This is a genomic window from Streptomyces sp. NPDC003036 (assembly GCF_040611175.1).
In the GTDB taxonomy this organism is placed as follows: Bacteria; Actinomycetota; Actinomycetes; order Streptomycetales; family Streptomycetaceae; genus Streptomyces.
Genome location: NZ_JBEXNO010000065.1, coordinates 1 through 22,391 on the forward strand (window position 1 = coordinate 1; position 22,391 = coordinate 22,391).

The 22,391-nt window shown below is 72.1% G+C and carries 16 protein-coding genes and 1 pseudogene; 8 read left to right on the forward strand and 9 right to left on the reverse strand.

The features are described from left to right. The 4 genes and pseudogenes from ABZX67_RS31560 to ABZX67_RS31575 form a co-directional block, all read right to left on the reverse strand. Positions 1–106, reverse strand: a pseudogene (locus ABZX67_RS31560) (IucA/IucC family protein); the annotation flags it as partial. Between the two features lie 67 nt (positions 107–173). Then, positions 174–395, reverse strand: coding sequence for a sigma-like protein (locus ABZX67_RS31565; protein ID WP_355367611.1), 222 nt, complete (start codon positions 393–395; stop codon positions 174–176). Between the two features lie 223 nt (positions 396–618). After that, positions 619–3,588: a BTAD domain-containing putative transcriptional regulator gene (locus tag ABZX67_RS31570; RefSeq protein WP_355367614.1), complete on the reverse strand. Its 2,970-nt coding sequence runs from the start codon at positions 3,586–3,588 to the stop codon at positions 619–621. A gap of 140 nt (positions 3,589–3,728) precedes the next feature. Further along, positions 3,729–4,340 (reverse strand): XRE family transcriptional regulator, encoded by a 612-nt coding sequence (locus tag ABZX67_RS31575; RefSeq protein WP_355367617.1) that lies wholly within the window; start codon positions 4,338–4,340, stop codon positions 3,729–3,731. A gap of 332 nt (positions 4,341–4,672) precedes the next feature. Here ABZX67_RS31575 and ABZX67_RS31580 point away from each other — a divergent pair, with 332 nt between their 5' ends. Together ABZX67_RS31580 and ABZX67_RS31585 are read left to right on the forward strand one after the other, a co-directional pair. After that, complete coding sequence (locus ABZX67_RS31580; protein WP_355367620.1) at positions 4,673–6,244, forward strand: APC family permease; 1,572 nt, start codon at positions 4,673–4,675, stop codon at positions 6,242–6,244. Between the two features lie 151 nt (positions 6,245–6,395). After that, positions 6,396–6,713 carry a cupin gene (locus ABZX67_RS31585; RefSeq protein ID WP_355367623.1) on the forward strand — a complete coding sequence of 106 codons (318 nt, stop codon included), beginning with the start codon at positions 6,396–6,398 and terminating at the stop codon, positions 6,711–6,713. 1 nt (position 6,714) lies between these two features. Here ABZX67_RS31585 and ABZX67_RS31590 read toward each other — a convergent pair whose 3' ends face one another. After that, entirely contained in the window at positions 6,715–8,208 is a 1,494-nt protein-coding gene (locus ABZX67_RS31590; protein WP_355367626.1) for a CehA/McbA family metallohydrolase, read from the reverse strand. 88 nt (positions 8,209–8,296) lie between these two features. On the opposite strand from ABZX67_RS31590, the gene ABZX67_RS31595 reads away from it, so the two are divergent. The 3 genes from ABZX67_RS31595 to ABZX67_RS31605 all read left to right on the forward strand — a co-directional run bounded on the left by ABZX67_RS31595 (position 8,297) and on the right by ABZX67_RS31605 (position 12,999). Next, on the forward strand, positions 8,297–9,124 hold the full coding sequence (locus tag ABZX67_RS31595) for an LLM class F420-dependent oxidoreductase (protein ID WP_355367629.1): 828 nt from the start codon (positions 8,297–8,299) through the stop codon (positions 9,122–9,124). A 40-nt stretch (positions 9,125–9,164) separates the two neighbouring features. After that, a complete protein-coding gene (locus ABZX67_RS31600; protein ID WP_355367632.1) occupies positions 9,165–11,771 on the forward strand; it encodes a bifunctional FO biosynthesis protein CofGH in 2,607 nt (868 codons plus the stop codon). 106 nt (positions 11,772–11,877) lie between these two features. After that, positions 11,878–12,999, forward strand: coding sequence for an ADP-ribosylglycohydrolase family protein (locus ABZX67_RS31605; protein WP_355367635.1), 1,122 nt, complete (start codon positions 11,878–11,880; stop codon positions 12,997–12,999). Here ABZX67_RS31605 and ABZX67_RS31610 read toward each other — a convergent pair. The 4 genes from ABZX67_RS31610 to ABZX67_RS31625 form a co-directional block, all read right to left on the reverse strand. Further along, positions 12,984–14,516, reverse strand: a complete 1,533-nt coding sequence (locus ABZX67_RS31610) for a sodium:solute symporter family protein (protein ID WP_355367638.1) — start codon at positions 14,514–14,516, stop codon at positions 12,984–12,986. The two genes, ABZX67_RS31605 and ABZX67_RS31610, sit on opposite strands and share 16 nt — an antisense overlap. Positions 14,517–14,963: 447 nt before the next feature. After that, the gene (locus tag ABZX67_RS31615; protein ID WP_355367641.1) at positions 14,964–15,164 is read right to left on the reverse strand and encodes a DUF397 domain-containing protein; all 201 of its coding nucleotides are present in this window, start codon (positions 15,162–15,164) and stop codon (positions 14,964–14,966) included. A gap of 186 nt (positions 15,165–15,350) precedes the next feature. Further along, positions 15,351–16,208: a helix-turn-helix transcriptional regulator gene (locus tag ABZX67_RS31620; protein WP_355367644.1), complete on the reverse strand. Its 858-nt coding sequence runs from the start codon at positions 16,206–16,208 to the stop codon at positions 15,351–15,353. A 271-nt stretch (positions 16,209–16,479) separates the two neighbouring features. After that, positions 16,480–17,229: a GPP34 family phosphoprotein gene (locus tag ABZX67_RS31625; protein WP_355367647.1), complete on the reverse strand. Its 750-nt coding sequence runs from the start codon at positions 17,227–17,229 to the stop codon at positions 16,480–16,482. Between the two features lie 178 nt (positions 17,230–17,407). Here ABZX67_RS31625 and ABZX67_RS31630 point away from each other — a divergent pair, with 178 nt between their 5' ends. From ABZX67_RS31630 to ABZX67_RS31640, 3 genes are all read left to right on the forward strand, one after another. Beyond that, positions 17,408–19,609, forward strand: a complete 2,202-nt coding sequence (locus ABZX67_RS31630) for a D-alanyl-D-alanine carboxypeptidase (protein WP_355367650.1) — start codon at positions 17,408–17,410, stop codon at positions 19,607–19,609. A 176-nt stretch (positions 19,610–19,785) separates the two neighbouring features. Beyond that, positions 19,786–21,606 carry an MFS transporter gene (locus ABZX67_RS31635; protein WP_355367653.1) on the forward strand — a complete coding sequence of 607 codons (1,821 nt, stop codon included), beginning with the start codon at positions 19,786–19,788 and terminating at the stop codon, positions 21,604–21,606. 92 nt (positions 21,607–21,698) lie between these two features. Then, complete coding sequence (locus tag ABZX67_RS31640; protein WP_355367656.1) at positions 21,699–22,358, forward strand: adhesin; 660 nt, start codon at positions 21,699–21,701, stop codon at positions 22,356–22,358. Positions 22,359–22,391 lie beyond the last annotated feature (33 nt).

Below are 22,391 nucleotides of genomic sequence, written 5' to 3' on the forward strand. Positions count from 1 at the left end.
CGCCCGGCTGATGGACGGTGCGGATGGAGGACGTGGGGTACCAGGGGATGCCGTGGGGGCCCAGGTCGTGGAGGAGTCCGGCGGCCAGGAGCTCGCCGACCTGGGGGACCGCGGCCGCGGCGGCTCCCCCTCCGCGCCGCCGCGGCCGCGCCCCGTCGTGACAGAGGTCCGGGTCAGCTCTCCTTGGCCGGCGGGGCCGGCATGTGGTGGTCACCCATGGTGGTGATCGTCTCGTCGGTGGTGGCCGGGACGGTGGCCGGGACGGTGGCCGGCGGCGCCGGCATGTGGTGGTCGCCCAGGGTGGTGACGGCGGGCTCCTTGGCCGGCGGGGCCGGCATGTGGTGGTCGCCCATGGTGGTGATGTCGTCGAGGTTCTTCTTCTCGGAACCGCTCATGTCTGTTCCCCCGTGGGATCGCTGTGCTGGTGTGAACTGTCTTCTGCCCGGCGACTCCCCCGAGGGCCGCCGGACAGAAGGTTAGGGGACCACTCGCCCCCCCAGGCTGGAGGTCCCGGCGATCCGTCCGCTCCCCCGTCGCGACGGATCGACTGGTTCCGAGCATGCCGGACCGGCATAAACAGTTGATGAACGCCCTGATCGCAGCCCTGGGTCGGGTCAGCTAGGCCGTCGTGAGGTCCGCGAGCAGCTCGCGGACCTCATCGGCCTCCGGGGCGCCCGACTGCTCGTGCAGGGAGAGCGCCTCGCGCCAGCAGGCGCGCGCACGGTCCATCTGGCCGAGGCTGTCCAGCGCCTTCCCCAGCGTGGTGAGGACGTTGCCGCGGGTACGGTCGCCGCCCATGCAGCCTATGGCGAGCGCCTGCTCCGCGTGCTGGGCCGCCTGGGCCGGGCGCCGCGCGGACAGGTGGGCCTCCGCGATGCGGAAATGGGTCGTCCCCGCCCACAGGCGCTGACGGTTCGTCTCGAAGCCGTGCAGCGCCTTGTCCAGCTCCGCCAGCGCTTCCGTATGGCGGCGCGCCTGGGTCAGCGCCATGCCCAGGGCGTAGCGGGCGTTGGCCAGGCGCAGGGTGTGCCCTATCTGTTCGTAGAGGTCCGCGCCCTGCCGGGCGAGGGAGATCGCCTGCTCCACCTCGCCGTTCGACAGCCGGATGCGGGAGAGGTTGCACAGGGCGCTGGCCTCACCGGGCCGGTTGCCGTCGAGGCGGGACCTCTCCATCGCCTTGACCAGGTGCCCTTCCGCGTCCTCGTGCCGCCCCTGGATGGCGGCGATGATGCCCCGGTCGTTGTCGGCCCAGTACACCGGAGCCGGGTCCTGTGCCGCGAGCCCGAGGAGCGAGGCCTTCTCCGCCTCCCGGTCCGCCTCCTCGTACCGCCCCGCCACCAGGTGGACGTTGGTCATCGAGGTCCGGGCCCGTGCCTCGACCCGCGGGTCCCCGGCGGCGACGGCGGCTTCGAGCGCGGTCCGGGCGGCGGTCTCGTACACCTTGGAGTTGGCGCCGGACTCCGCGAGGTCCTGGGCGGCCCACAGGAGGTCCACCGCGGTGGAGAGCCGGGGCCCGGCCGTCGACTGCCGTGCGCACGCCAGCAGGCAGTTGGCCTCGGTGTACAGCCAGTCCAGCGCCTGGTGGCGGTCGGAGAACTCCAGACCGGGGTAGGTCGCGGGCTTGAGGTGGTCCACCATGCGGTCGCCAGGCCGCTGCACGGCGTACACCCGCGCCGCCGTCGCCAGGTAGAAGTCCAGCAGCCGCGCCATCGCGTGCTCCCGCTCCGACGGCGACTGCTCGTCGCGTTCGGCGCACGCGCGGGCGTAGAGGCGTACGAGGTCGTGGAAGCGGTAGCGGCCCGGGGCCGCGGACTCCAGGAGGGAGGTGTCGACCAGGCACTCCAGGATGTCCTCGGCGTCCTGGCGGGGGAGGTCCAGGACCGCCGCCGCGGCCGCGAGGGAGATGTCGGGGCCGTCGGCGAGGCCCAGGAGGCGGAAGGCGCGGGCCTGGGCGGGTTCCAGCTGGCCGTAGCCCAGCTCGAAGGTGGCCTTCACCGCGAGGTCGCCCGCCTGGAGCTCGTCCAGACGGCGGCGCTCGTCCGCGAGCTTGGCCGCGAGGACCGAGACCGTCCAGGTGCGGCGCGCCGCCAGCCGGGAGGCGGCGATGCGGATCGCGAGGGGCAGAAAGCCGCACGCGGCCACGACGTCGAGCGCCGCCTCGCGCTCTGCGTGCACCCGCTCCACCCCGACGATCTTCGTGAAGAGCTGGAGCGCCTCCTCCGGCGACATCACGTCGAGGTCCACGAGGTGCGCGCCCGCGAGGTCGACCATGCGGACGCGGCTGGTGACGAGGGCCGCGCAGCCGGCCGCGCCGGGCAGCAGCGGCCGCACCTGGGCGGCGTCCCGCGCGTTGTCGAGGAGGATCAGCACCCGCCGCCCGGCGAGCGTGGAGCGGTAGAGGGCGGCGCGCTCCTCCAGGGTGTCGGGGACGGCGGAGTCCGGCGTGCCGAGGGCGCGCAGGAAGGCGCCCAGCACGGTCTCGGGCTCGGCGGCCCGCGCGCCCGCGCCCTGGAGGTCGACGTACAGCTGGCCGTCGGGGAAGTGCGGCCGCGCCTCGTGCGCGACGTGTACCGCGAGGGTCGTCTTGCCGACGCCGCCGATGCCCGCGAGCGCCGACACGGCCATGACCGAGCCCTCGGCGGTCGCCAGCCGGTCGCCCAGCTCCCGTACGAACCCGGCCCGGCCGGTGAAGTCCGGCACCGTGGCGGGCAGCTGCGCCGGGCGGGACGGGGCGGGCGCGGTGGGCGGCTGCTCCACGGGGCAGGCGAGCTCCTCGTCCGCGCGCAGGATGCGCTGCTGGAGCCGCGACAGCTCGGGCCGCGGGTCGACGCCCAGCTCGTCGGCGAGGAGCCGGCGGGTGTCGGCGTACACGGCGAGCGCCTCCGCCTGCCGCCCGCTGCGGTACAGGGCCAGCATCAGCAGTTCCCGCAGCCGCTCGCGCAGCGGGTGCGCGGCGGTCAGGGCGGTCAGTTCGGAGACCGCCTCCGCGTGGTGTCCGCACTCCAGGTCCAGGTCCAGCCGGGTCTCCAGGAGCGACAGGCGCCACTCCTCCAGGCGGGCCCGCTGGGTCTCGGCGTACGGGCCGGGTACGGACGCGAGCGGCTCGCCGTCCCACAGGCCCAGCGACTTGTTGATGAGGACCCGCGCCTGGCCCCGCTCGCCGGCCGCGCGGGCCTTCTCGGCCTCGGCGGCGAGCTCCTGCGCGACGTTGAGGTCGAGGGCGTCGGAGCGGCCGCGGATGGCGTACCCGCCGGACTCGCTGACCAGGACGCCGTCCGGCAGGACCTTGCGCAGGCGGGAGGCGTACGTCCGCACCGCCGCGAGCGCCTGCGAGGGCGGTTCGTCGCCCCAGATGGCGTCGATCAGCTCGGCGGCCATGGCCGTACGCCCGTCGCGCAGGAGCAGGGCGGCGAGCAGGGCCCGCTGCTGCGGGGACCCGGAGGGCAGGGGTTCGCCGTCGTACCAGGCGCGGACGGGGCCGAGCACGGCGAAGCGCAGGTCGCCGCGTGCGTCACCGCGTACGTCGGCGGAACCCGGACGCGGAGCGCGTCGCTGCTCCGGCACTCGCGGGCCGTTTTCACGGTCCATAGCTCCCCCTGCCCCGTACCGCTGGATTCGCCCTCGACAGTCTGCCTTGTCGATGGCGTATGCGTCAGCAGGGGGTGACGCTCTGCACAAGGTCGTGACAAGTCCTCCGGGAGGCGGCCCGGAAGGCGGCCGGGAGGAGGTCAGCCGGAGGCCTCCGGCGCCCGCGCGCGGCGCGGCTTGGCGCGGAAGTGCATGCGCTCCCCCTGGCGCCCGAGCAGGCTGAGGATCTCCACGGGCCCGTCGCCTGCGGAGCCGAACCAGTGCGGCATGCGGGTGTCGAACTCGGCCGCCTCACCCGCCCCCAGGATCAGGTCGTGCTCGGCCAGCACCAGCCGGAGGCGCCCGGCGAGGACGTACAGCCACTCGTATCCCTCGTGCACGCGCGGGTCGGGCTCGCTCTTGTCGGCCGGGATGACCACCTTGAGCGCCTGGAGCGGCCCCGGCTGCCGGGTCAGCGGCACCACCACCTTGCCGTCGTGCGCGTGGCGCGGCGCGAGGCGGACGCGCGGGTCGCCGACCTCGGGGGCGCCGACGAGCTCGTCGAGCGGGACCTGGTGGGCCTGGGCGATGGGCAGCAGCAGCTCCAGGCTGGGGCGGCGCTGCCCGCTCTCCAGGCGGGACAGGGTGCTCTTGGAGATGCCGGTGGCCTCGGCGAGCGCGGTGAGGGTGACGCCGCGCCGGGTGCGCAGGCGCCTGAGGCGCGGGCCGACGTCGGCGAGGACGTCGGCGATGTCGGAGGGCTGCCGTTCCATGGCTACAGCTCACCGCAGTCTCCTCGGTGCGGCAACGGTTGTTGCCGGATCGGCAACGTGGGCGGGCCGTCCGCGGCGGGGACGCCCCTGGCCGAAAGAAGGTTCCACAACGGCCGAAAAAAGTCTTGGGAAATTTTGGAAAGGTGTAAAACGGACACCGCTACGGTTCCCGTATATCGAACGGTCGTCGGATGACCTACCAATCGGTCGACCTCAGCCCGAGAGATCTTTGAATCCTTGACGATCAGGCTCCCGCTGCCTCGTAATGCAAGGCGGAGATCGCGGATTCCGATCTTCCGGATGTGGAAACCGCAGCACCTACCGTCCTTCCTATGACTCAGGTGGAAGCACAGCCCATGGCCGGAGACACGGTAAGGGGCGTCGCCGGAACCGGCGACCACGACATCAAGACCAAGGGCCTCAGCGGGAACTCCGTGGGCCTGCTCGGCAGCGCCGTCATCGGCATCTCGACGGTCGCGCCCGTCTACTGTCTGACCTCGACCCTCGGCACCACGGCCGGCGAGGTCGGTCTCCAGATGCCGGCCGTCTTCCTGGCCGGGTTCCTCCCGATGCTCCTGGTCGCCTTCGCGTACCGCGAGCTCAACAAGGTGATGCCCGACTGCGGCACCTCCTTCACCTGGACCGTGAAGGCCTTCGGCCCCAAGATCGGCTGGATGTGCGGCTGGGGCCTGCTGATCGCGACGATCATCGTCCTGTCCAACCTCGCGGGCGTCGCCACCACGTACTTCTGGCTCCTGGCGGGCCATCTCACCGGCAGCGAACAGATCGCGGCGCTGGACGACAACAAGTTCGCCCACATCGGCACCGTGCTCGTCCTGGTCGCCCTCGCGACCCTGGTCAGCTACCGCGGCATGACCGCGACGAAGACCATCCAGTACGCCCTCGTGGGCCTCCAGATGGTGGTCCTGGTCGTCTTCGCCGTCATGGCCTTCCAGAAGGCCGGCACCGGGGCCTTCCCCAGCGGCGTGGACTTCTCCCTCTCCTGGCTGAACCCGTTCGGGATCGACTCCTTCGCCGCCTTCACCGCCGGCCTCTCCCTGTCGATCTTCATGTACTGGGGCTGGGACACCTGCCTCACCGCGAACGAGGAGACCGTCGGCAGCGCCAAGACCCCCGGTCGCGCCGCGATGATCTCCATGGTCGTCCTCATCGGCTCGTACCTGGTCGTCGGCATCGCCGCCCAGATGGCCGTCGGCTCCGGCGCCGAGGGTCTCGGCCTCGCCAACGAGGAGACCTCCGACAACGTCTTCGCCGCGCTCGCCGAGCCGGTCATGGGCTCCTGGCTTCTCGCCGGCGCGCTGTTCGTCGCCGTCCTGGCCTCCGCCGCCGCGAGCCTCCAGACGACCTTCATCCCGGTCGCCCGCACGGTCCTGTCGATGGCCACCTACGAGGCCATGCCGGCCTCCCTCGCCAAGGTCCACCCGAAGCACAAGGTCCCCGGCAAGGCCACCGTCATCGCGGGTGTCGGCACCGGCGTCTTCTACACGGTCATGACCCTGGTCAGCGAGAACGTCCTCACGGACACGATCTACGCACTCGGCCTCATGATCTGCTTCTACTACTCGCTGACCGCCTTCGCCTGCGTGTGGTACTTCCGCAAGGACTTCGGCGCGTCCGTCAAGGACACGCTCTACAAGGGCGTCCTGCCGCTCCTCGGCGGCCTGATGCTCGCCGGCGTCTTCGGTAAGACGCTGTACGACACGCTCGACCCGGCGTACGGCAGCGGCAGCTCCCTCATGGGCGTCGGCTCCGTCTTCGTCATCGGCGTCGGCCTGCTGCTCCTCGGCGCGGTCCTCATGCTGATCATGCAGCGCCGCAGCCCGGCGTTCTTCCGCGGCGAGGTCCTCACCAAGGAGACCCCGGCGCTGGTGGTCGCCGACTAGCAGCAGCACGCACCACAAGCGCCACAAGCGCGACACACCTGAGCCGGAAGGGCGGCCACCGTGGGACGGCACGGTGGCCGCCCTTCCGTATGCGCTTCCTCTGCACGCGCTTCATATGCGTACAAAGCGGCCGCGGGGCAAGGTGGAGCGTATGTATGACCTCAACGACATCGCCGAGGAACACCTGAAGGCCGCCCACGCCGACGAGCACGGCCGCAGCACCAACCTGATCCTGCGCGACGCGCCCCTGCGCCAGACCGTCATCGCGCTCACCGCGGGCACCACGCTCGACGAGCACAACCCGCCGCCCGCCTCCTCGCTCCAGGTGCTGCGGGGCGTGGTGGCGGTGACCGCCGCGTCCGGGGACACCGAGCTGACGATGGGCGCCCTGTACCTGCTGCCGCACGAGCGGCACGGGCTGAGGGCGGTGACGGACACGGCGGTGCTGCTCACCACCGTCAACGACTGAGTCACCCCGATCGCGCTTCCCCCAGGAACACCGGGTTCGTGAACGCCGCCAGTGCCCCCGGCAGGCCGCCCGGCAGCCCCGCCCCCGGGTGGCGCACCTCCGCCCGTACGTAGGCGGCGTACGCGGCCGTCGTGGACCACTCCACCGCGCCCGCCCCCGACGCGGGCAGCGCGGCCGTGTGCAGCACGCCCTGGTCCGTGACGAAGCGGACGACGCAGCCCGGCGCGCCCGCCACCTCCAGGCGTACGGTCACCGGCGCGTCCGGCGACGCCACGCGCAGCCGCTCGCCGATGCCCGCGTGCTCGCCGCGGCCGCCCGACGCCGAGAACGCCAGCGAGACCGCCGCCGACTCCGCGACGTACGAACGCCCCGCCCGCAGCCCCGCCAGGATCGCCTCGCGCGACAGCTCGTCGGCGAGCACGACGGTCTGCGGCTCGCCCACCCTCTGCGGCTCGCGGTGCGCGTCGCTGCCGCCCATCGCGGGAAGCCATCGAAGCCCCCGCCCCGCACGCGTCAGCGTGGAGTCCCAGTCGGCGAGCGCGACCTCGTCCTCCGGCGTGTACGGGCCGTTCCACACCTCCACCGCGTCCGCCTCCGCGAAGCCGTACTTCCAGGCACAGCCGACGCAGGCGGCGTGCGGATGCGCCGGCACGACGAGCCCGCCGGCGCGCCGGATCGCGCGGGCGTAGTGGCCGAAGCGGTTGTCCCGCGCGCGGTAGCGCCAGTCGACGAAGGTGCCCGGGTCGGTGCCCACGGCCACGACGTGGCCGTTCCTCGTCGTCACCTCCTCACCGGTGAGGATCAGCAGGTCGTCGCCCCACAGCCCCTCCCAGGCCGCGTGCGCCGCGTGCGTGTTGTGCTCGGAGGTGTTGATGAAGTCCAGCCCGGCGGCGCGCGCCGCGGCGGCGATCTCGGCGGGGGTGCGCCGGCCGTCCGAGTACACCGAGTGCAGGTGGCAGTCGCCCCGGTACCAGGCCCGCCCGCGCCCCCGGGCCCGCTCCGGCGGGTACACGGGGCGCGGGGTCGGCGCCGTGGGGCCGTACGCGACACCGACCGTCACGGTGTACGCCAGCCCCTGCGGGGCCACGGTGTACGGGCCGAGCGCGATGTGCCAGGTGCCGGGGCGCACCGGCCCCGGGATGTAGCCGGGCGTCGCCGCGTCCGCGCGGAGGAAGAACTCCGACCGGGCGCCGCCCGACCAGCCGCGGAAGCCGCGCCCGCCCGGCTCGGTGCCGCGCTCGTCGAACACGCCGATGTCCAGGGCGTTGCCCTGCGTCCCGGCGGGCACGGCGGGCCGGTCGTACGCGTACGACACCCTCAGCTCGCGCACGCCGCGCGGGACCTCGACCGGCACGTACACGTAATCGGGTGAACCGGGCGGCAGCGTGCCGCGCAGGACGACCTCGGTGCGCCCGCCCGCGAAGCTCACCCCCGGGACGGTGAACGCACCCGCCACACCCGCCGCACCCGCCACGAATCCGCGTCTGTCCAGCATGCGACCACCCTCCCCGGACGCGGTGAACGCGTCGGCAACGTACGCCGACGGTCTCGGAAATCGCCGCGGCACGCCATACGTTGGCCGTATGCGCATCGCGACCACGATCTTCCTGACCGATCAGTCGATCACCCCCGTCCGCCTCGCGCGGGAGCTGGAACAGCGCGGATTCGCCGGCCTGTACCTGCCGGAACACAGCCACATCCCCATCGAGCGCACCAGCCCGTACCCCTTCGGCGGCGTTCTGCCGCCCGAGTACGGACGCACCCTCGACGCCTTCGTGGCGCTCGGCCAGGCCGCCGCCGTCACCGAACGGCTCGCCCTCGGCACCGGCATCACCCTGGTCGCCCAGCACGACCCCATCGACCTGGCCAAGCAGGTCGCCACCCTCGACCACCTCTCCGGCGGCCGCTTCACCCTCGGCGTCGGCCACGGCTGGAACCGCGAGGAGGCCGAGGACCACGGCGTCGTCTGGCGCACCCGGCGCGAGCGCGTCCGTGACTTCGTGGCGCTGATGCGCGCCCTGTGGGCCGAGGAACCGACCGCGTACGAAGGCGAGTTCTGCTCGGTGCGCGCCTCCTCCGCGTATCCGAAGCCGGCGGGCGGCGCCCCGCGCATCCTGGTCGGCGGCGCGGCGGGCCCCAAGCTCTTCGCGCACATGGCCGACTACGCCGACGGCTGGATCCCGATCGGCGGCCGCGGCCTGACGGAGACGCTTCCCGTGCTGCGCGACGTCTGGGAGAAGGCGGGCCGTGACCCCGAGACCCTGCGCGTGGTCCCGTGCGGGATCAGCCCCACCGCGGGCAAGCTCGCGCACTTCGCGGACCTCGGCATCACCGAGGTGGTGCTCCAACTCCCGTCCGCCCCCGAGGCGGAGGTGCTGCGGGCGCTGGACGAGTACGCGCAGTACCTGTAGCCGGGCCTGCGTGGCGGGAGCGGCTCGTATGCTCGGGACCATGACCGATGACCAGCCGGAACGCCCCACCAGTCGCCCCACCGAAAACGCCATGCGCCGTGCCCTCAAGCGCGCGAGAGACGGCGTGGCGCTGGACGTGGCCGAGGCGGCCGTGCTGCTGCAGGCGCGCGGCGGGGACCTGGAGCAGCTGGCCGCGTCGGCGGCGCGGGTGCGGGACGCGGGGCTGGCGGCGGCCGGGCGGCCCGGGGTCATCACGTACTCCAAGAGCGTCTTCATCCCGCTGACCCGGCTGTGCCGCGACAAGTGCCACTACTGCACCTTCGTCACCGTGCCCGGCAAGCTGAGGAAAGCCGGTCACGGGATGTTCCTGTCGCCGGACGAGGTGCTGGACATCGCCCGGCGCGGCGCCGCGCTCGGCTGCAAGGAAGCCCTGATCACGCTGGGCGACAAGCCCGAGGACCGGTGGCCCGAGGCGCGCGAGTGGCTGGACGCGCACGGCTACGACGACACCCTCGCGTACGTACGGGCCATGGCGATCCGCATCCTGGAGGAGACCGGGCTGCTGCCGCACCTCAACCCCGGTGTGATGTCGTGGACCGACTTCCAGCGGCTCAAGCCGGTGGCGCCGTCCATGGGCATGATGCTGGAGACCACGGCGACCCGGCTCTGGTCGGAGCCGGGCGGCCCCCACTACGGCTCGCCCGACAAGGAGCCGGCCGTGCGGCTGCGGGTGCTGGAGGACGCGGGGCGGTCGTCGGTGCCCTTCACCAGCGGGCTGCTCATCGGGATCGGCGAGACGTACGAGGAGCGGGCGGAGTCGCTGTTCGCGCTGCGCCGCGTCGCCCGCGCGTACCACGGCATCCAGGAGCTGATCATCCAGAACTTCCGCGCCAAGCCGGACACGGCGATGCGCGGCATGCCGGACGCGGAGCTCGACGAGCTGGTGGCGACGGTGGCGGTCGCCCGGCACATCATGGGGCCGTCGGCCTGTCTGCAGGCGCCGCCGAACCTGGTCGACGGCGAGTACGCGCGCCTCATCGGCGCCGGGATCGACGACTGGGGCGGCGTGTCCCCGGTCACGATCGACCACGTCAACCCCGAGCGGCCGTGGCCGCGGATCGACGCGCTCGCCGAGCAGTCCGCGGCCGCCGGCTTCGAGCTGCGCGAACGCCTCTGCGTCTACCCCGAGTTCGTACGGCGCGGAGAGCCGTGGCTCGACCCGCGGCTGCTGCCGCACGTGCGGGCGCTGGCCGACCCGGAGACGGGGCTCGCGAACCCGGACGCCGAGGTCCGCGGGCTGCCGTGGCAGGAGCCGGACGAGGGGTTCACCGCGTCGGGCTCCGGCTCGGGCCGCACCGACCTGCACCGCACCATCGACACCGAGGGGCGTACGGCCGACCGCCGGGACGACTTCGACGAGGTGTACGGCGACTGGGAGGCCCTCCGCGAGGCCGCCGCCCCCGGCATGGTGCCGCAGCGCATCGACACCGACGTGCGCGCGGCGCTCGCGGTGGCCGCCGACGACCCGACACTCCTCACCGACGACCAGGCCCTCGCGCTGCTGCACGCGGACGGGCCCGCGCTCGACGCGCTCTGCCGGGTCGCGGACGACGTCCGGAAGTCGGCCGTCGGCGACGACGTCACGTACATCGTCACCCGCAACATCAACTTCACCAACGTCTGCTACACCGGCTGCCGCTTCTGCGCCTTCGCCCAGCGCCGCACCGACGCCGACGCGTACACCCTCTCACTGGACCAGGTCGCCGACCGCGCGCAGCAGGCGTGGGACGTCGGCGCGGTCGAGGTCTGCATGCAGGGCGGCATCCACCCGGACCTGCCCGGCACGGCGTACTTCGACATCGCCCGCGCCGTGAAGGCCCGCGTCCCCGGCATGCACGTCCACGCCTTCTCGCCGATGGAGGTCGTCAACGGCGCGACTCGCACGGGGCTTTCGATCCGCGAGTGGCTGACCGCGGCCAAGGAGGCCGGACTCGACTCGATTCCCGGCACCGCCGCCGAGATCCTCGACGACGAGGTCCGCTGGGTGCTGACGAAGGGCAAGCTGCCGACCGCCACCTGGATCGAGGTGATCACCACCGCCCACGAGCTCGGCATCCGGTCGTCGTCGACGATGATGTACGGGCACGTCGACCAGCCCCGCCACTGGCTGGGCCACCTGCGTACCCTCGCCCGCGTCCAGCAGGAGACCGGCGGCTTCACGGAGTTCGTGACCCTGCCCTTCATCCACACCAACGCCCCGGTGTACCTGGCCGGCATCGCCCGCCCCGGCCCGACGGCCCGCGACAACCGCGCCGTCACCGCCATGGCGCGCCTCCTCCTCCACCCGCACATCCCCAACATCCAGACGAGCTGGGTCAAACTGGGCGCGGACGGCGCAGCCGAGATGCTCCGCTCCGGCGCCAACGACCTCGGCGGCACCCTCATGGAGGAGACCATCTCCCGCATGGCGGGCTCCTCCTACGGCTCGTACCGCTCCATCAAGGACCTCGTCGCCATCGCCGAGGCCGCCGGCCGCCCGACCCGTCCCCGTACGACCCTGTACGGCGAGGTCCCGGAGGAGCGGCGGCGCGCGGCGACCGCGTCGGACGGGCATCTGCCTGAGCTGCTGCCGGTGCTGAACGACTGACCGGTGCCAAAACGACCGACTGCCCCGCCCGGCATCCGTTCGATTACAGTGCTGCGCGCCGGACGCAGGTGAGAGCGACGGCCGACAGGGACGGAAGGGGCGCGAGGTGTGTGCAGCAGCCACGGCTGTCTGGGGCCGGGCCGAGCAGCAGGACTTCCGGGCCCGGGTGCGGGGGTGTCTGCTCGGGGCCGCCATCGGTGACGCCCTCGGGGCCGGCGTCTCCACGCTGTCCGTGGAGGCGATCCGCGCGACCCACGGGGCGGACGGCCTCGCCGACCTGGCGCCCGCGTACGGGCGGCGCGGCGCCGTCACCTCGGCCACGCAGCTCACGCTCTTCACCGTCGACGGGCTCATACGCGCCCAGGTGCGCCGCGACACCGGCGCCTGGCATCCGCCGTCCGACGTGCACCGCGCGCATCTGCGGTGGGCGGCCACCCAGCGTGACTGGGGCCCGGACGAGCGGCGCAAGGACAACGGCTGGCTCGCCTGCGAGGAGTGGCTGTACGCGCGCCGCGACCCGGCGCGGGCGACGCTGACCGGGCTCGCCGACGAGGTCCTCGGCACGCTCGACCAGCCGAAGAACCCGGCCGCGCGGGACGCGGGGGCCGTCGTGCGCTCCGCGCCGTTCGGGCTGCTGGTCGGCTGGGAGCCGCAGCTGGTGTGCCAGCTGGCCATCGAGTGCGCGGCCCAGACGCACGGGCACCCCGCCGCGTACCTGGCCGCCGGGGCGTTCGCCGTCATCGTGCACGGCCTCGCGCGCGGCGAGACCCTCGACGGCTCCGTGCAGCGGGCGCTGGTCCAGCTCGCCGCCCGTCCCGGCCACGAGCCGGTCACCGAGGCGCTGAAGCACGCCCTCGGCGCCGTACGGCAGGGCATCCCCGGCCCGGCGAGGATCGCGTCGCTCGGCGACACCGACGGCGAGCACGCCGAGGACGCGCTGGCCATCGCCGTCTACTGCGCGCTGGTCAGCGAGGACGTACGGCACGGGCTGCGGCTCGCGGTGAACCACGACGGCCCGTCCGAGGCCACCGGGTCGCTGACCGGCGCGCTGCTGGGCGCCCTGCATGGCGAGACCGCCCTGCCGCCGGCCTGGCTGGCCGAGTTGGAAGGGCGGTCGACGGTCCTGGAGCTGGCGGACGACTTCGCCATGGAGATGACGCAGGGCCCGGCCCTGCACGGTCCCGGAGTGTCGTCGCCGGGCTGGCTGGCCCGTTACCCCAGGGGCTGACGGGGCGGACGCGCCACCGCGGCCGCCGCCGGGGCGCCGTCGTCGGAGTGCAGCCGGTCGAGCACCCGGTCCCGCTCCGGCGTGTCCTCCGGCTTGAGGAAGCCGATGAGGACGTACAGCACCAGCGAGGTCGCGACCGGCGAGACGATCTGGATCTGCAGCTCGATGCCGTCGAGCCCGTAGTTCGTCAGCCAGAAGGTGAACAGGCCCGCCGCCCACGAGACGAGTGCGGCCGTCGGGCCGGACCTGCGGAAGGCGCGCAGCAGGCCGAGCATGAACGGGATGGCGATGGGGCCCATCAGACCGGCCACCCACTTGATGACGACGGTGATGATGTCCCCGAAGGTGGGGGAGTTGACCTGCGTGGCCACCGCCATCGACAGGGCGAGGAACGCGATCGTCGACCAGCGCGCCGCCAGCAGCCCGGCCCGGTGCGACCAGCCGCGCGCCGCCTTCGACAGGGCGGGCGCGATGTCGCGGGTGAAGACGGCGGCGATGGCGTTGGCGTCGGACGAGCACATGGCCATCGTGTGCGAGAAGAAGCCGACGATCACCAGCCCGAGCAGCCCGTGCGGCAGCAACTGCTCGGTCATCAGGGCGTACGAGTCGGACGCGTCCGGCTTCTCGGGCGTGACCAGCAGCGGCGCGACCCACATCGGGAAGAAGAGGACCAGCGGCCAGACCAGCCACAGCACCGCCGACAGCCGCCCCGAGCGCGTGGCCTCGCGGGCGGTGGGCGTGGCCATGTAGCGCTGGGCCTGGTTCCACATGCCGCCGCTGTACTCGAAGGTCTTGATGAAGAGGTACGCGAGGAGGAACGTCAGCGTGTACGGCCCGGCGGTCGGGGCCGTGTGCCCCTGCAGCTCGGGCCGGTCCCACACGGTCCACAGCGCGCTGAAGCCGCCGAGCTTCGCCAGAACGGCGACGAGCATGGCGATGCCCGCGAAGAACTGGATGATGAACTGGCCCAGTTCGGTGAGGGCGTCGGCCCACAGCCCGCCGACCGTGCAGTAGATGCCGGTGATGACACCGGTGATGAGGATGCCCTCGTTGAGGGAGATCCCGGTGAAGACGGAGAGCAGCGTCGCGATCGCCGCCCACTTCGCGCCCACGTCCACGATCTTCAGCAGTACCCCGGACCAGGCGAGCGCCTGCTGCGTCGGCAGGTTGTAACGGTTCTTCAGGTACTCGAGGGGCGACGCGACCCCGAGCCGGGAGCGCAGGCGGTTGAGGCGCGGCGCGAAGAGGTGCGCGCCGACGGCGATGCCGATCGCGATGGGGAAGGACCACGTGACGTACGAGGTGACGCCGTAGGTGTACGCGATGCCCGCGTATCCGGTGAACATCACCGCGCTGTAGCCGGACATGTGGTGCGAGATGCCCGACAGCCACCACGGCATCTTGCCGCCGGCCGTGAAGAAGTCGCCGACGTCGTCCACGCGTTTGTGGGACCACAGGCCGATCGCGACCATCACGCCGAAGTAGCCGATGAGTACGGCCCAGTCCAGACTGTTCATGTGTCCCCTCCAGGGGTCCGCATCGTGAACGTCGAGGCGCTTCGCCGGTCAGCGGGAAACCCCGTGCGGGAGCGGGGACTTGGGGGATTGAATCGTTTGTTCGCCCGGACGGTCAAGAGTTTCCGGGTCATGAATGTGAACGCCGGTCAGCAAGGCGGACGATTTTACTCGCTCTTGACCCGATGGGCCGTTGTTGTGTGCGCGAGGGCGGTCCCACGATGTGGGGGCGCTTCGTCGGCAGGGGATGCGGGTCCCTTGCGGTTGTTCCGGTGGTCCGGTGGTCCGGTGGTCCGGTGTTCCGGTGTTCCGGTGGCCCGGAGACATGACCGAGCCCCCTCGGCCGGGACGGCGGGCCAGTCGAGAGGGCTCTTGCGGTGATGCGGTGACGCGGTGACGCGATGGTGCGGGGTGGTGCGGTGACGCGGTAGCGGCGAGGTGGGCCGCTGCTCAGAGCGCGCCCGTGCTCACTTCACGCACGAACGCGTTCCACGACTCCGGTACGAAGGTGATCGACGGACCGGCCGGGACCTTCGAGTCCCGCACCGCGATCTCCTGAACCACCGGGGACTTCACCTCGACGCACGCGCCGTTCCCACCCGAGTACGAGGACTTCGTCCAGGTGTCCGTGGCGCCCTGAATAATGGCCATCTTCTTCGCTCCGGTTTCTGACCGCGATGGGTCGCGAGTCGGTCGTGCTGGCGTGATCGACGCTACTCGCCGGCCCCGGAGCGCGGGCCCGTCATTCACTCGACTGGATGGCATATTCCATGGAGGCTTCCCTAGAAGGCCGACAGGGGTGTACCTTGCCGGCCTTCTTGTAGGGGCCCCTGTACATCAGCGTGCGTAGTCCTTCATCACGTCGGTGATGAACTGCCGCGTCTGGTCGGCGTTCAGGGCCTGGGCGCGCAGGTGCTCGTACATCACGCTGTACCGCTGCACGTCGTTCGGCTTCTCCAGGTAGAGGTCACTGGTGACGCCCTCGATGTAGACGACGGACGAGTCCGAGGCGTCCGGGAACTCCAGGATCGCGTAGTGCCCGCTGATCCCCGGGTGCGCGCCCATGTCGAACGGGAGCACCTGCACGGTGACGTGGGGCTGCTGCGACTGCTCGACGAGGTGCTCCAGCTGCTCGATCATCAGCTGCTTGTCGCCGACGACGCGGCGCAGCGCCGCCTCGTCGATCACCGCCCACAAGCGCAGGGGCTGGTCGGCGTCGTTGATGCGGTCCTGGCGGCGCGCGCGGACGTTGACGCGCTTCTCGATGTCGGCCGGCGAACTCTCCGGCAGCGCGCCGGTGATCAGCGCCTCCGCGTACCGCCGCGTCTGGAGCAGGCCCGGCACGACCTGCGGCTCGTACACGCGCAGGGAGGCGGCGTCGGTCTCCAGGCCGATGTACACGCTGTACGGGATGTCGCCGAAGGCGTGCCACCAGCCCTGCTGGCGCGAGTCCTTGGCCATTTGCATCAGCGAGTCCACGATGCGGTGGTCCTCGACCTCGTACACCCCGCACAGGTCGCGGACGTCGCGCTGGCTGATGGAACGGCGGCCGTTCTCGAGGCGGCTGATCTTCGACTGCGAGACCAGCAGCCGTTCCGCCACCTCCTCCGCCGTCATGCCCTTGAGCTCACGCAGTCGCCGCAGCTCCTGGCCCAATCTGCGTCGCCTGACGGTGGGGTTGACGTTGGACGCCACGGAAACTGCACCTCCGGCTGCCTAGCTGTGACTTGGCGTAGCTCTGCGTATCTACGTCTCAGCAGACTGCCACCAAAGCGCCGGTCTCGCTGGAAAATGGCCAGACGTGCGGCGAGCACGAGCGCGCGGGACGGCCACCAGGGGCTGTCCCGCGCGCTTTTGTGCGGCTCCCGAACGGGCTTCGAGTGCTTCCGAGCGTGCGTTGTCGGGCGTTGCTTTGCCTGCTTTGCCTTGCCTTGCGTGATTGTGCGCTGTGGTGCGTTGTCCCGCGTTACGCGCTCACGACGCGGGCCATGGACCCGGCGGCGCGCGACGGTGACTGCAACGGGACGCCACCGCCCGGCGCCTGCCGGGTGGAGCCGCCCGCGGCGGTGGTGCCGCTACGGCGGGGCTGGGCGCCCGCGCCGTTCTGGACGTCCATCACGGCGTGCGCCACGAGTCCGCCCATGGGGTCGTGCCTGATCAGATCCCGCAACCGGGAACGGGACGAACGCCCTTCGTTGCCCGGGTACAGGTGCTTGCCGAGCCCGACCGCATGGGCCAGCGCGGCGAGCGCCGCGGTCCGCGGGTCCGGCGGCACACCGGTGCGGATCGCGCTGTCCAGCCGGGCCCTGATCTCCCGGCTGATCGCCGTCTCCGTCGCCTGATAGCGCGTCGTCGGCAGCACCCCGCACATCTGGCCCTCGACGGCATGCACCATGCCGCACCGTTCCAGATGCGAGAGATACGTCTGGCGGAGCCCCAGTCGGGGCCCGCCGATCCAGTGGACCGCGCGCACCGGGCTGCCGCGCCTGCGCAGCAACTCGAGCGCGGAGTCCAGGGTCGGATCTCCGGTCGGCCGTGGCATCACCACGGCGATACGATCCCCGTCTGGGGCTATCCGTCCCGCCAGAGCCAGCTCCACTAGCTGAGCTCCGGCGAGACCGAGGTCGAGCGACTGCGGCTGCGCTGTGGTACCCGTGGCCGGGTCCAGAGCGAGCAGCAGAAGCTCCTCCGGAAGTGTTCTGCGGCTCCTGCCCATCCATGCCTCCCCGCGTGGATGAATGACAGGGTGACCCCTCTCACATTGGTCTGTCGAGAGTGCCTGGGTGCTTCGTACGGGAACCGGTAGGTATGTCGTTCTCGTCTTGCACGGGGGCCAAGCGCTCACACAGGACACTGGTACATGGTTCGGACACGGCGTTTTTGAAGGAGGCACGGTGGCGGGCGAGTCCCCCGACAAGTCGGAGCAGCGGAAGCCGTCGGGGGAGACGGCGTCGGGCGCACGCGACCCGAGGGCGCGGATGCGCGGTGACGGGACGGTCGTCGACCAGCCGACAGCGGTCTTCAAGACGCTCCCGCGGAAGGAAGCGGTTCCGCCTTCGGACGACGCCTCGGAGAAGGCCGTGGAGGCCGGGAAAGCCGGCGAGGAGTCCGCTTCCGGGGACGCCCGGCTGAAGGCCGCGGTGGAGGCCTGGGTGTCGCGGGATGCGGATGCAGATGCGGAGACCGAGGCCGAGGACGCCGCTGACGAGTCCGATGAGTCCAACGCGGACGACACGGACGTAGCCGACGAAGCAGAGGACGAGTCCGACAAGGGCGACAAGGGCAAGGACGCGAAGGGCGCGGAGCCCTCCGCCGCTGCCGTTTCCGACGCTGCACCTGCGAAGAAGAGCGTTCCGGCCCCCGCCTCCGCCCCCGCTCCGGTCGACGGCGAGAAGTCCCCGGAGAAGAGCTCCCCGGAGGAGAAGGCCCCGGAGAAGAAGGCCCCGGAGGAGAAGAAGACGCCGAGCGGCGATGAGCCGGCGGCCGACGCGCCCGAACCCGCGCCCGTCGACCAGCCCACCGCCGTCTTCAAGGCGATCCCGCGCAAGGCCGTGGACCAGCCGACCACCGCGCTGAAGGCGGTCACGCCGAAGTCCGGCCCCGCGCCCGCTCCCGCGCCCGCATCCCCGCCCGCCGCCGCTCCCGAGTCGGCGGCCGAGCGGACCAGCAAGTTCGTACCGCTGAAGCCCGACACGAAGGAGCCGGCCAAGCAGCCCAAGCCGGCCGCGCGGGAGCAGCCGGAATCCGCGGCGCCCGCCGCCGCTCCCGCGTCCCTCAGCGAGGCCGAGCGGACCAAGCAGCAGCCCCTCCCGCCCCGCCCGCCGCTGGACCAGCTCGCGGAGCTGACGAACACGCCGCCCCCGCCGCCGACCCCGGTCCGCACGCTCGTCCGGCGCGTGAAGATCTGGACGCCGCTCGTCGCCCTCCTGGCGATCGTCTTTGCGATCGTGCAGCTCGTGCGCCCGCTGCCCGCGCCCACCCTCACGCTCGCCGCCTCGCCCACGTACACCTTCGAGGGCGGTGTGCTCCAGATGCCGTGGCCCGGCGAGGGGCAGGGTGCCGTCGAGGTCGAGGGCGTCGGCATGATCGGCACGTACGGCGCGGACAAGCCCGGGCCCATCGCGAGCGTGGCGAAGACGATGACCGCGTACGTGATCCTCAAGGAACACCCGATCACGGGCAAGCAGACGGGCCCGAAGATCAAGGTGGACGCGATCGCGGCGCGGGAGAGCCGCAACGAGGACGAGTCGCGGGTGCACGTCAAGGAGGGCGACGAGTACACCCAGAAGCAGATGCTTCAGATGCTCATGATCCCGTCCGCGAACAACATCGCCCGTCAGCTCGCCCGCTGGGACTCCTCGCAGGAAGAGTTCGTCAAGAAGATGAACGACGCCGCCAAGGAACTCGGCATGACGAACACCCACTACACGGACCCCAGTGGCCTGGACCGCACCACCGTCTCCACGGCGATCGACCAGATCAAGCTGGGGAAGGCGGCGATGCAGAACGACGTGTTCCGGGAGATCGTGAACTCGCCCAACGCCACCATCCCCGGATCGGTCGGCCGGATGGAGAACAACAACAACATCCTGCTGGAGCCGGGCGTGAGCGGCATCAAGACCGGGTCCTCCACCCCGGCGGGCGGCAACCTGCTCTGGGCGGCCAACGCGGAGGTCGACGGCAAGCTGCGCCGCATCGTGGGCGCCGTGATGGGTGTGCAGCAGGGCTCCACCCCGGACGCGAAGCTGCAGGAGTCGATCAAGCTCAGCCTCAAGCTGATCCAGACCGCGCAGGACGGCATCACCTCCGCCACCATCGTCAAGAAGGGCACGGTGGTCGGACACGTCGACGACGGCCTCGGCGGCCGTACGCCGGTCGTCGCCACCAAGGACCTGAAGCCGGTCGGCTGGCCGGGCCTGAAGGTGGACCTGAAGCTGGCGGTCGGCGGTGCCCGCCTCCCGCACTCGGCGACGGAGGGCACCGTGGTCGGTGAGCTCTCCGTCGGCGAGGGCACGGGCAAGGTCGCCGTTCCGGTGGCGCTCCAGCGGGACCTGGTGGAGCCGGGCTTCGGCGACAAGCTGACCCGGCTCGGCTGAGGCGCTGCCGAGGCGCTGACGAGACCGTTGAGGCGCTGTTGAGGCGCTGTTGATGTACGCGCCCGGCCCCGTACGCCTCACGCGTGACGGGGCCGGACGCCGTCCGAGGACGTGTGCCTCGGTATCGTGTGGGCGATGCCCGGGCCGGGCCCGGGTTGCAGACGGAGAGAGCCGCGGTGACCACCACTGAGCCGACGCGCGCGGAGGCGGGCGACGCACCCGCCGGCCCGCGGGGCACGGCACCCGGGAGCGACGCTCCCGGCGCCCCCCGCGCCGCCGGCCTCGGGCACCGCCTCCGCCTCCGCCTCAGCCGCCACCCCATCGCCCTGGCGACGGCCCTCGCCGCGCTCACCCACATCGTCTGGTTCCTGCTCTTCGCGAACAGCGGCGGCGACCTGGCGGCCCAGGACGCCTGGGCCGAGTTCGTGGGACGCCACCCCGACTCGGCGTACAACCTGGCCTGGTACGGCGGGATGCACCCGGTCTCGTACAGCGTGGTCTCGCCGTACCTGATGTCGGTGCTCGGCGTGCGCACGACGATGATGGCGGCCGGCACCGCGTCCGCCGCGCTCACGGCGCTGATCCTGGTGCGGGTGCGGGCGGTGCGCAATCCGGCGGCGTGCGCGCTCGCCGCGGTCTTCGCGCTGCTGTGCAACGCGCTGTCGGGGCGCGTGACCTTCGGCCTCGGCATGATGTTCGCGCTCGGCGCGGTCGCGGCGGTCTTCTGCTGGCCGTACCGCTGGCGGCGCAAGCGCTGGGCGAAGGCGGCCGTCGCGGCACCGCTCGCCGGTCTCGCCACCGCCGCGAGCCCGGTGGCCGGCCTCTTCCTCGGGGTGGCGGCCGCGGCGCTGTTCCTCAACAAGCGGCGCCCGGGGGCGTACGCGCTCGGCCTCGCGCCGGTCGCGGTCGTCGCGCTCTCCTCCTGGCTGTTCCCCTTCTCCGGCACGCAGCCGATGTCGCTCGGGTCGACGACGCTGCCGTTCCTCTTCGGGGTGCTGGTCTTCCTCCTCGTACCGCGCGACTGGCGCACGGTCCGCACGGGCGCGGCGGTGTACGCGCTGGGCACCCTGCTCACCTGGCTCGTCGACTCGCAGATCGGGTCGAACGTCTCGCGGCTGCCGATGCTGTTCGCGGGCGTGGTGCTGCTGGCGGCCCTGCCGTACACGCGACCGCGTACGCGCCGGTGGTACGCGGTCGTCCTGGCGTTCGTCGGCCTCAACGGCTGGATCGGCTTCAAGAGCGTGGACGACGTGGTCCGTACGGCTCCGGACGCGGCGTGGGCGCGGGAGGCGGCGCCGCTGATCAACCAGTTGCAGGTGCGGGGTGCGGAGAAGGCGCGCGTCGAGGTCGTACCGGCGCGCAGCCACCGGGAGGCGTCCGCCCTCACGCCGTACATCAACCTCGCGCGCGGCTGGAACCGCCAGGCGGACATGGAGCGCAACCCGGTCTTCTACGACGACACGCTCAACGCCGTCACCTACCGGGACTGGCTGCACCGCTGGGCCGTGCACTACGTGGTGCTGCCCAAGGGCGAACCGGACACCGGCGCCGAGCAGGAGGCCAAACTGGTGCGGGACGGCCTGCCGTACCTGAAGCCGGTGTGGGCGGACGACAACTGGCGGCTGTTCGCGGTGGACGACCCGACGCCGCTCGCCGACCCGCCGGCGACGGTGGAGCGGGCGGGCGCCGGGGAGGTGAAGATCCGGGTGACGGCCGAGGGCCGGGTGCTGATCCGCGTGCCGTACTCGCCCTGGCTCGCGCTCCTGGACGAGGAGGGGAAGAAGATCGAGCCGCCGCAGGAGACGGAGGCGTCCAAGCAGCGGGACGACGGGGTGAAGTCGTACGAGAATACCGACGGGTGCCTGCTGAAGGCGGAGGAGGACGCGGAGGGCGACGAGTGGACGGAGCTGCTCGCCCCGAAACCGGGCGTCTACCGGCTGGCGGCCCCGTACAAGTTCTTCCCGCGCGGCACTCCCTGCCCGGAAGAACTGCGCTGACCCGGAAGAACTGCGCTGACCCGGAAGAACTGCGCTGACTCTCCCTCCTCACCTCTCCCGTTACCGTGGGTGACGCTTCATAGTGATCGGCTATGGCAAGCGAACGCACCATACGGGCGGGGGTGGTTGTCGCGGCTGCGGCCTGCTGCCTCGCGTCTTGCGACCCGGCCGCCGAGGCCCCGGGGGTGGCCCTGCCGGAACGGAGCCTGCCGTCCCGCATTGCCCCGACCGGCGTGCCGACGTACACGGCGTGGGCCGGCCCGGGCTGCACCACCGACACCGTCTACCGCGAACACGGCCGCTTCGAGAACGGCGACGCGGCCTGGTACACGGTCCCATCCGGCGGCCACCGCGACGACTCCTGCGACGGCCGCTTCACCGCTCTCCCCATGTCGGGCAGCCCCGAGCGCGACGGCCCCTCCGCCGTCACCTGGACCTGGCCGGTCGGCACCTCGCGCGAACGCTGCGCCCTGGCGGTGTACGTCCCCAAGGGCCCTACTGACATCGATGTCGCGGGCAACCCGACGATCTACCGCGTCCTCGCGGACCCGGACGGCGACCCGTCGTCGGCGTACGCCGCCTTCGGCGTCCGCCAGCCGCGCCACCGGGGCGCGCTGGTCGAGGTCGGCACGTACGAGGTCCGGTCGTCGACGTTCACGGTGCTGCTGACGGACCGGGGGCGGGACTGGGGGGACGGCTCGCTGGTGGGGGCGCACCATGCGGCGGGGCAGATGCGGGTGACGTGCCGGTAGGGGTCTTGACGGACCACCGCCGGGAGAGCTTCA

What these genes read in the sequence shown, in the direction of transcription:
- ABZX67_RS31625 (WP_355367647.1), bottom strand. Translation starts at nt 17,229, where the DNA reads ATGGGCAGGAGCCGCAGAACACTTCCGGAGGAGCTTCTGCTGCTCGCT.
- ABZX67_RS31570 (WP_355367614.1), bottom strand. Translation starts at nt 3,588, where the DNA reads ATGGACCGTGAAAACGGCCCGCGAGTGCCGGAGCAGCGACGCGCTCCG.
- ABZX67_RS31565 (WP_355367611.1), bottom strand. Translation starts at nt 395, where the DNA reads ATGAGCGGTTCCGAGAAGAAGAACCTCGACGACATCACCACCATGGGC.
- ABZX67_RS31615 (WP_355367641.1), bottom strand. Translation starts at nt 15,164, where the DNA reads ATGGCCATTATTCAGGGCGCCACGGACACCTGGACGAAGTCCTCGTAC.
- ABZX67_RS31590 (WP_355367626.1), bottom strand. Translation starts at nt 8,208, where the DNA reads ATGCTGGACAGACGCGGATTCGTGGCGGGTGCGGCGGGTGTGGCGGGT.
- ABZX67_RS31580 (WP_355367620.1), top strand. Translation starts at nt 4,673, where the DNA reads ATGACTCAGGTGGAAGCACAGCCCATGGCCGGAGACACGGTAAGGGGC.
- ABZX67_RS31595 (WP_355367629.1), top strand. Translation starts at nt 8,297, where the DNA reads ATGCGCATCGCGACCACGATCTTCCTGACCGATCAGTCGATCACCCCC.
- ABZX67_RS31575 (WP_355367617.1), bottom strand. Translation starts at nt 4,340, where the DNA reads ATGGAACGGCAGCCCTCCGACATCGCCGACGTCCTCGCCGACGTCGGC.
- ABZX67_RS31640 (WP_355367656.1), top strand. Translation starts at nt 21,699, where the DNA reads ATGGCAAGCGAACGCACCATACGGGCGGGGGTGGTTGTCGCGGCTGCG.
- ABZX67_RS31610 (WP_355367638.1), bottom strand. Translation starts at nt 14,516, where the DNA reads ATGAACAGTCTGGACTGGGCCGTACTCATCGGCTACTTCGGCGTGATG.
- ABZX67_RS31585 (WP_355367623.1), top strand. Translation starts at nt 6,396, where the DNA reads ATGTATGACCTCAACGACATCGCCGAGGAACACCTGAAGGCCGCCCAC.
- ABZX67_RS31600 (WP_355367632.1), top strand. Translation starts at nt 9,165, where the DNA reads ATGACCGATGACCAGCCGGAACGCCCCACCAGTCGCCCCACCGAAAAC.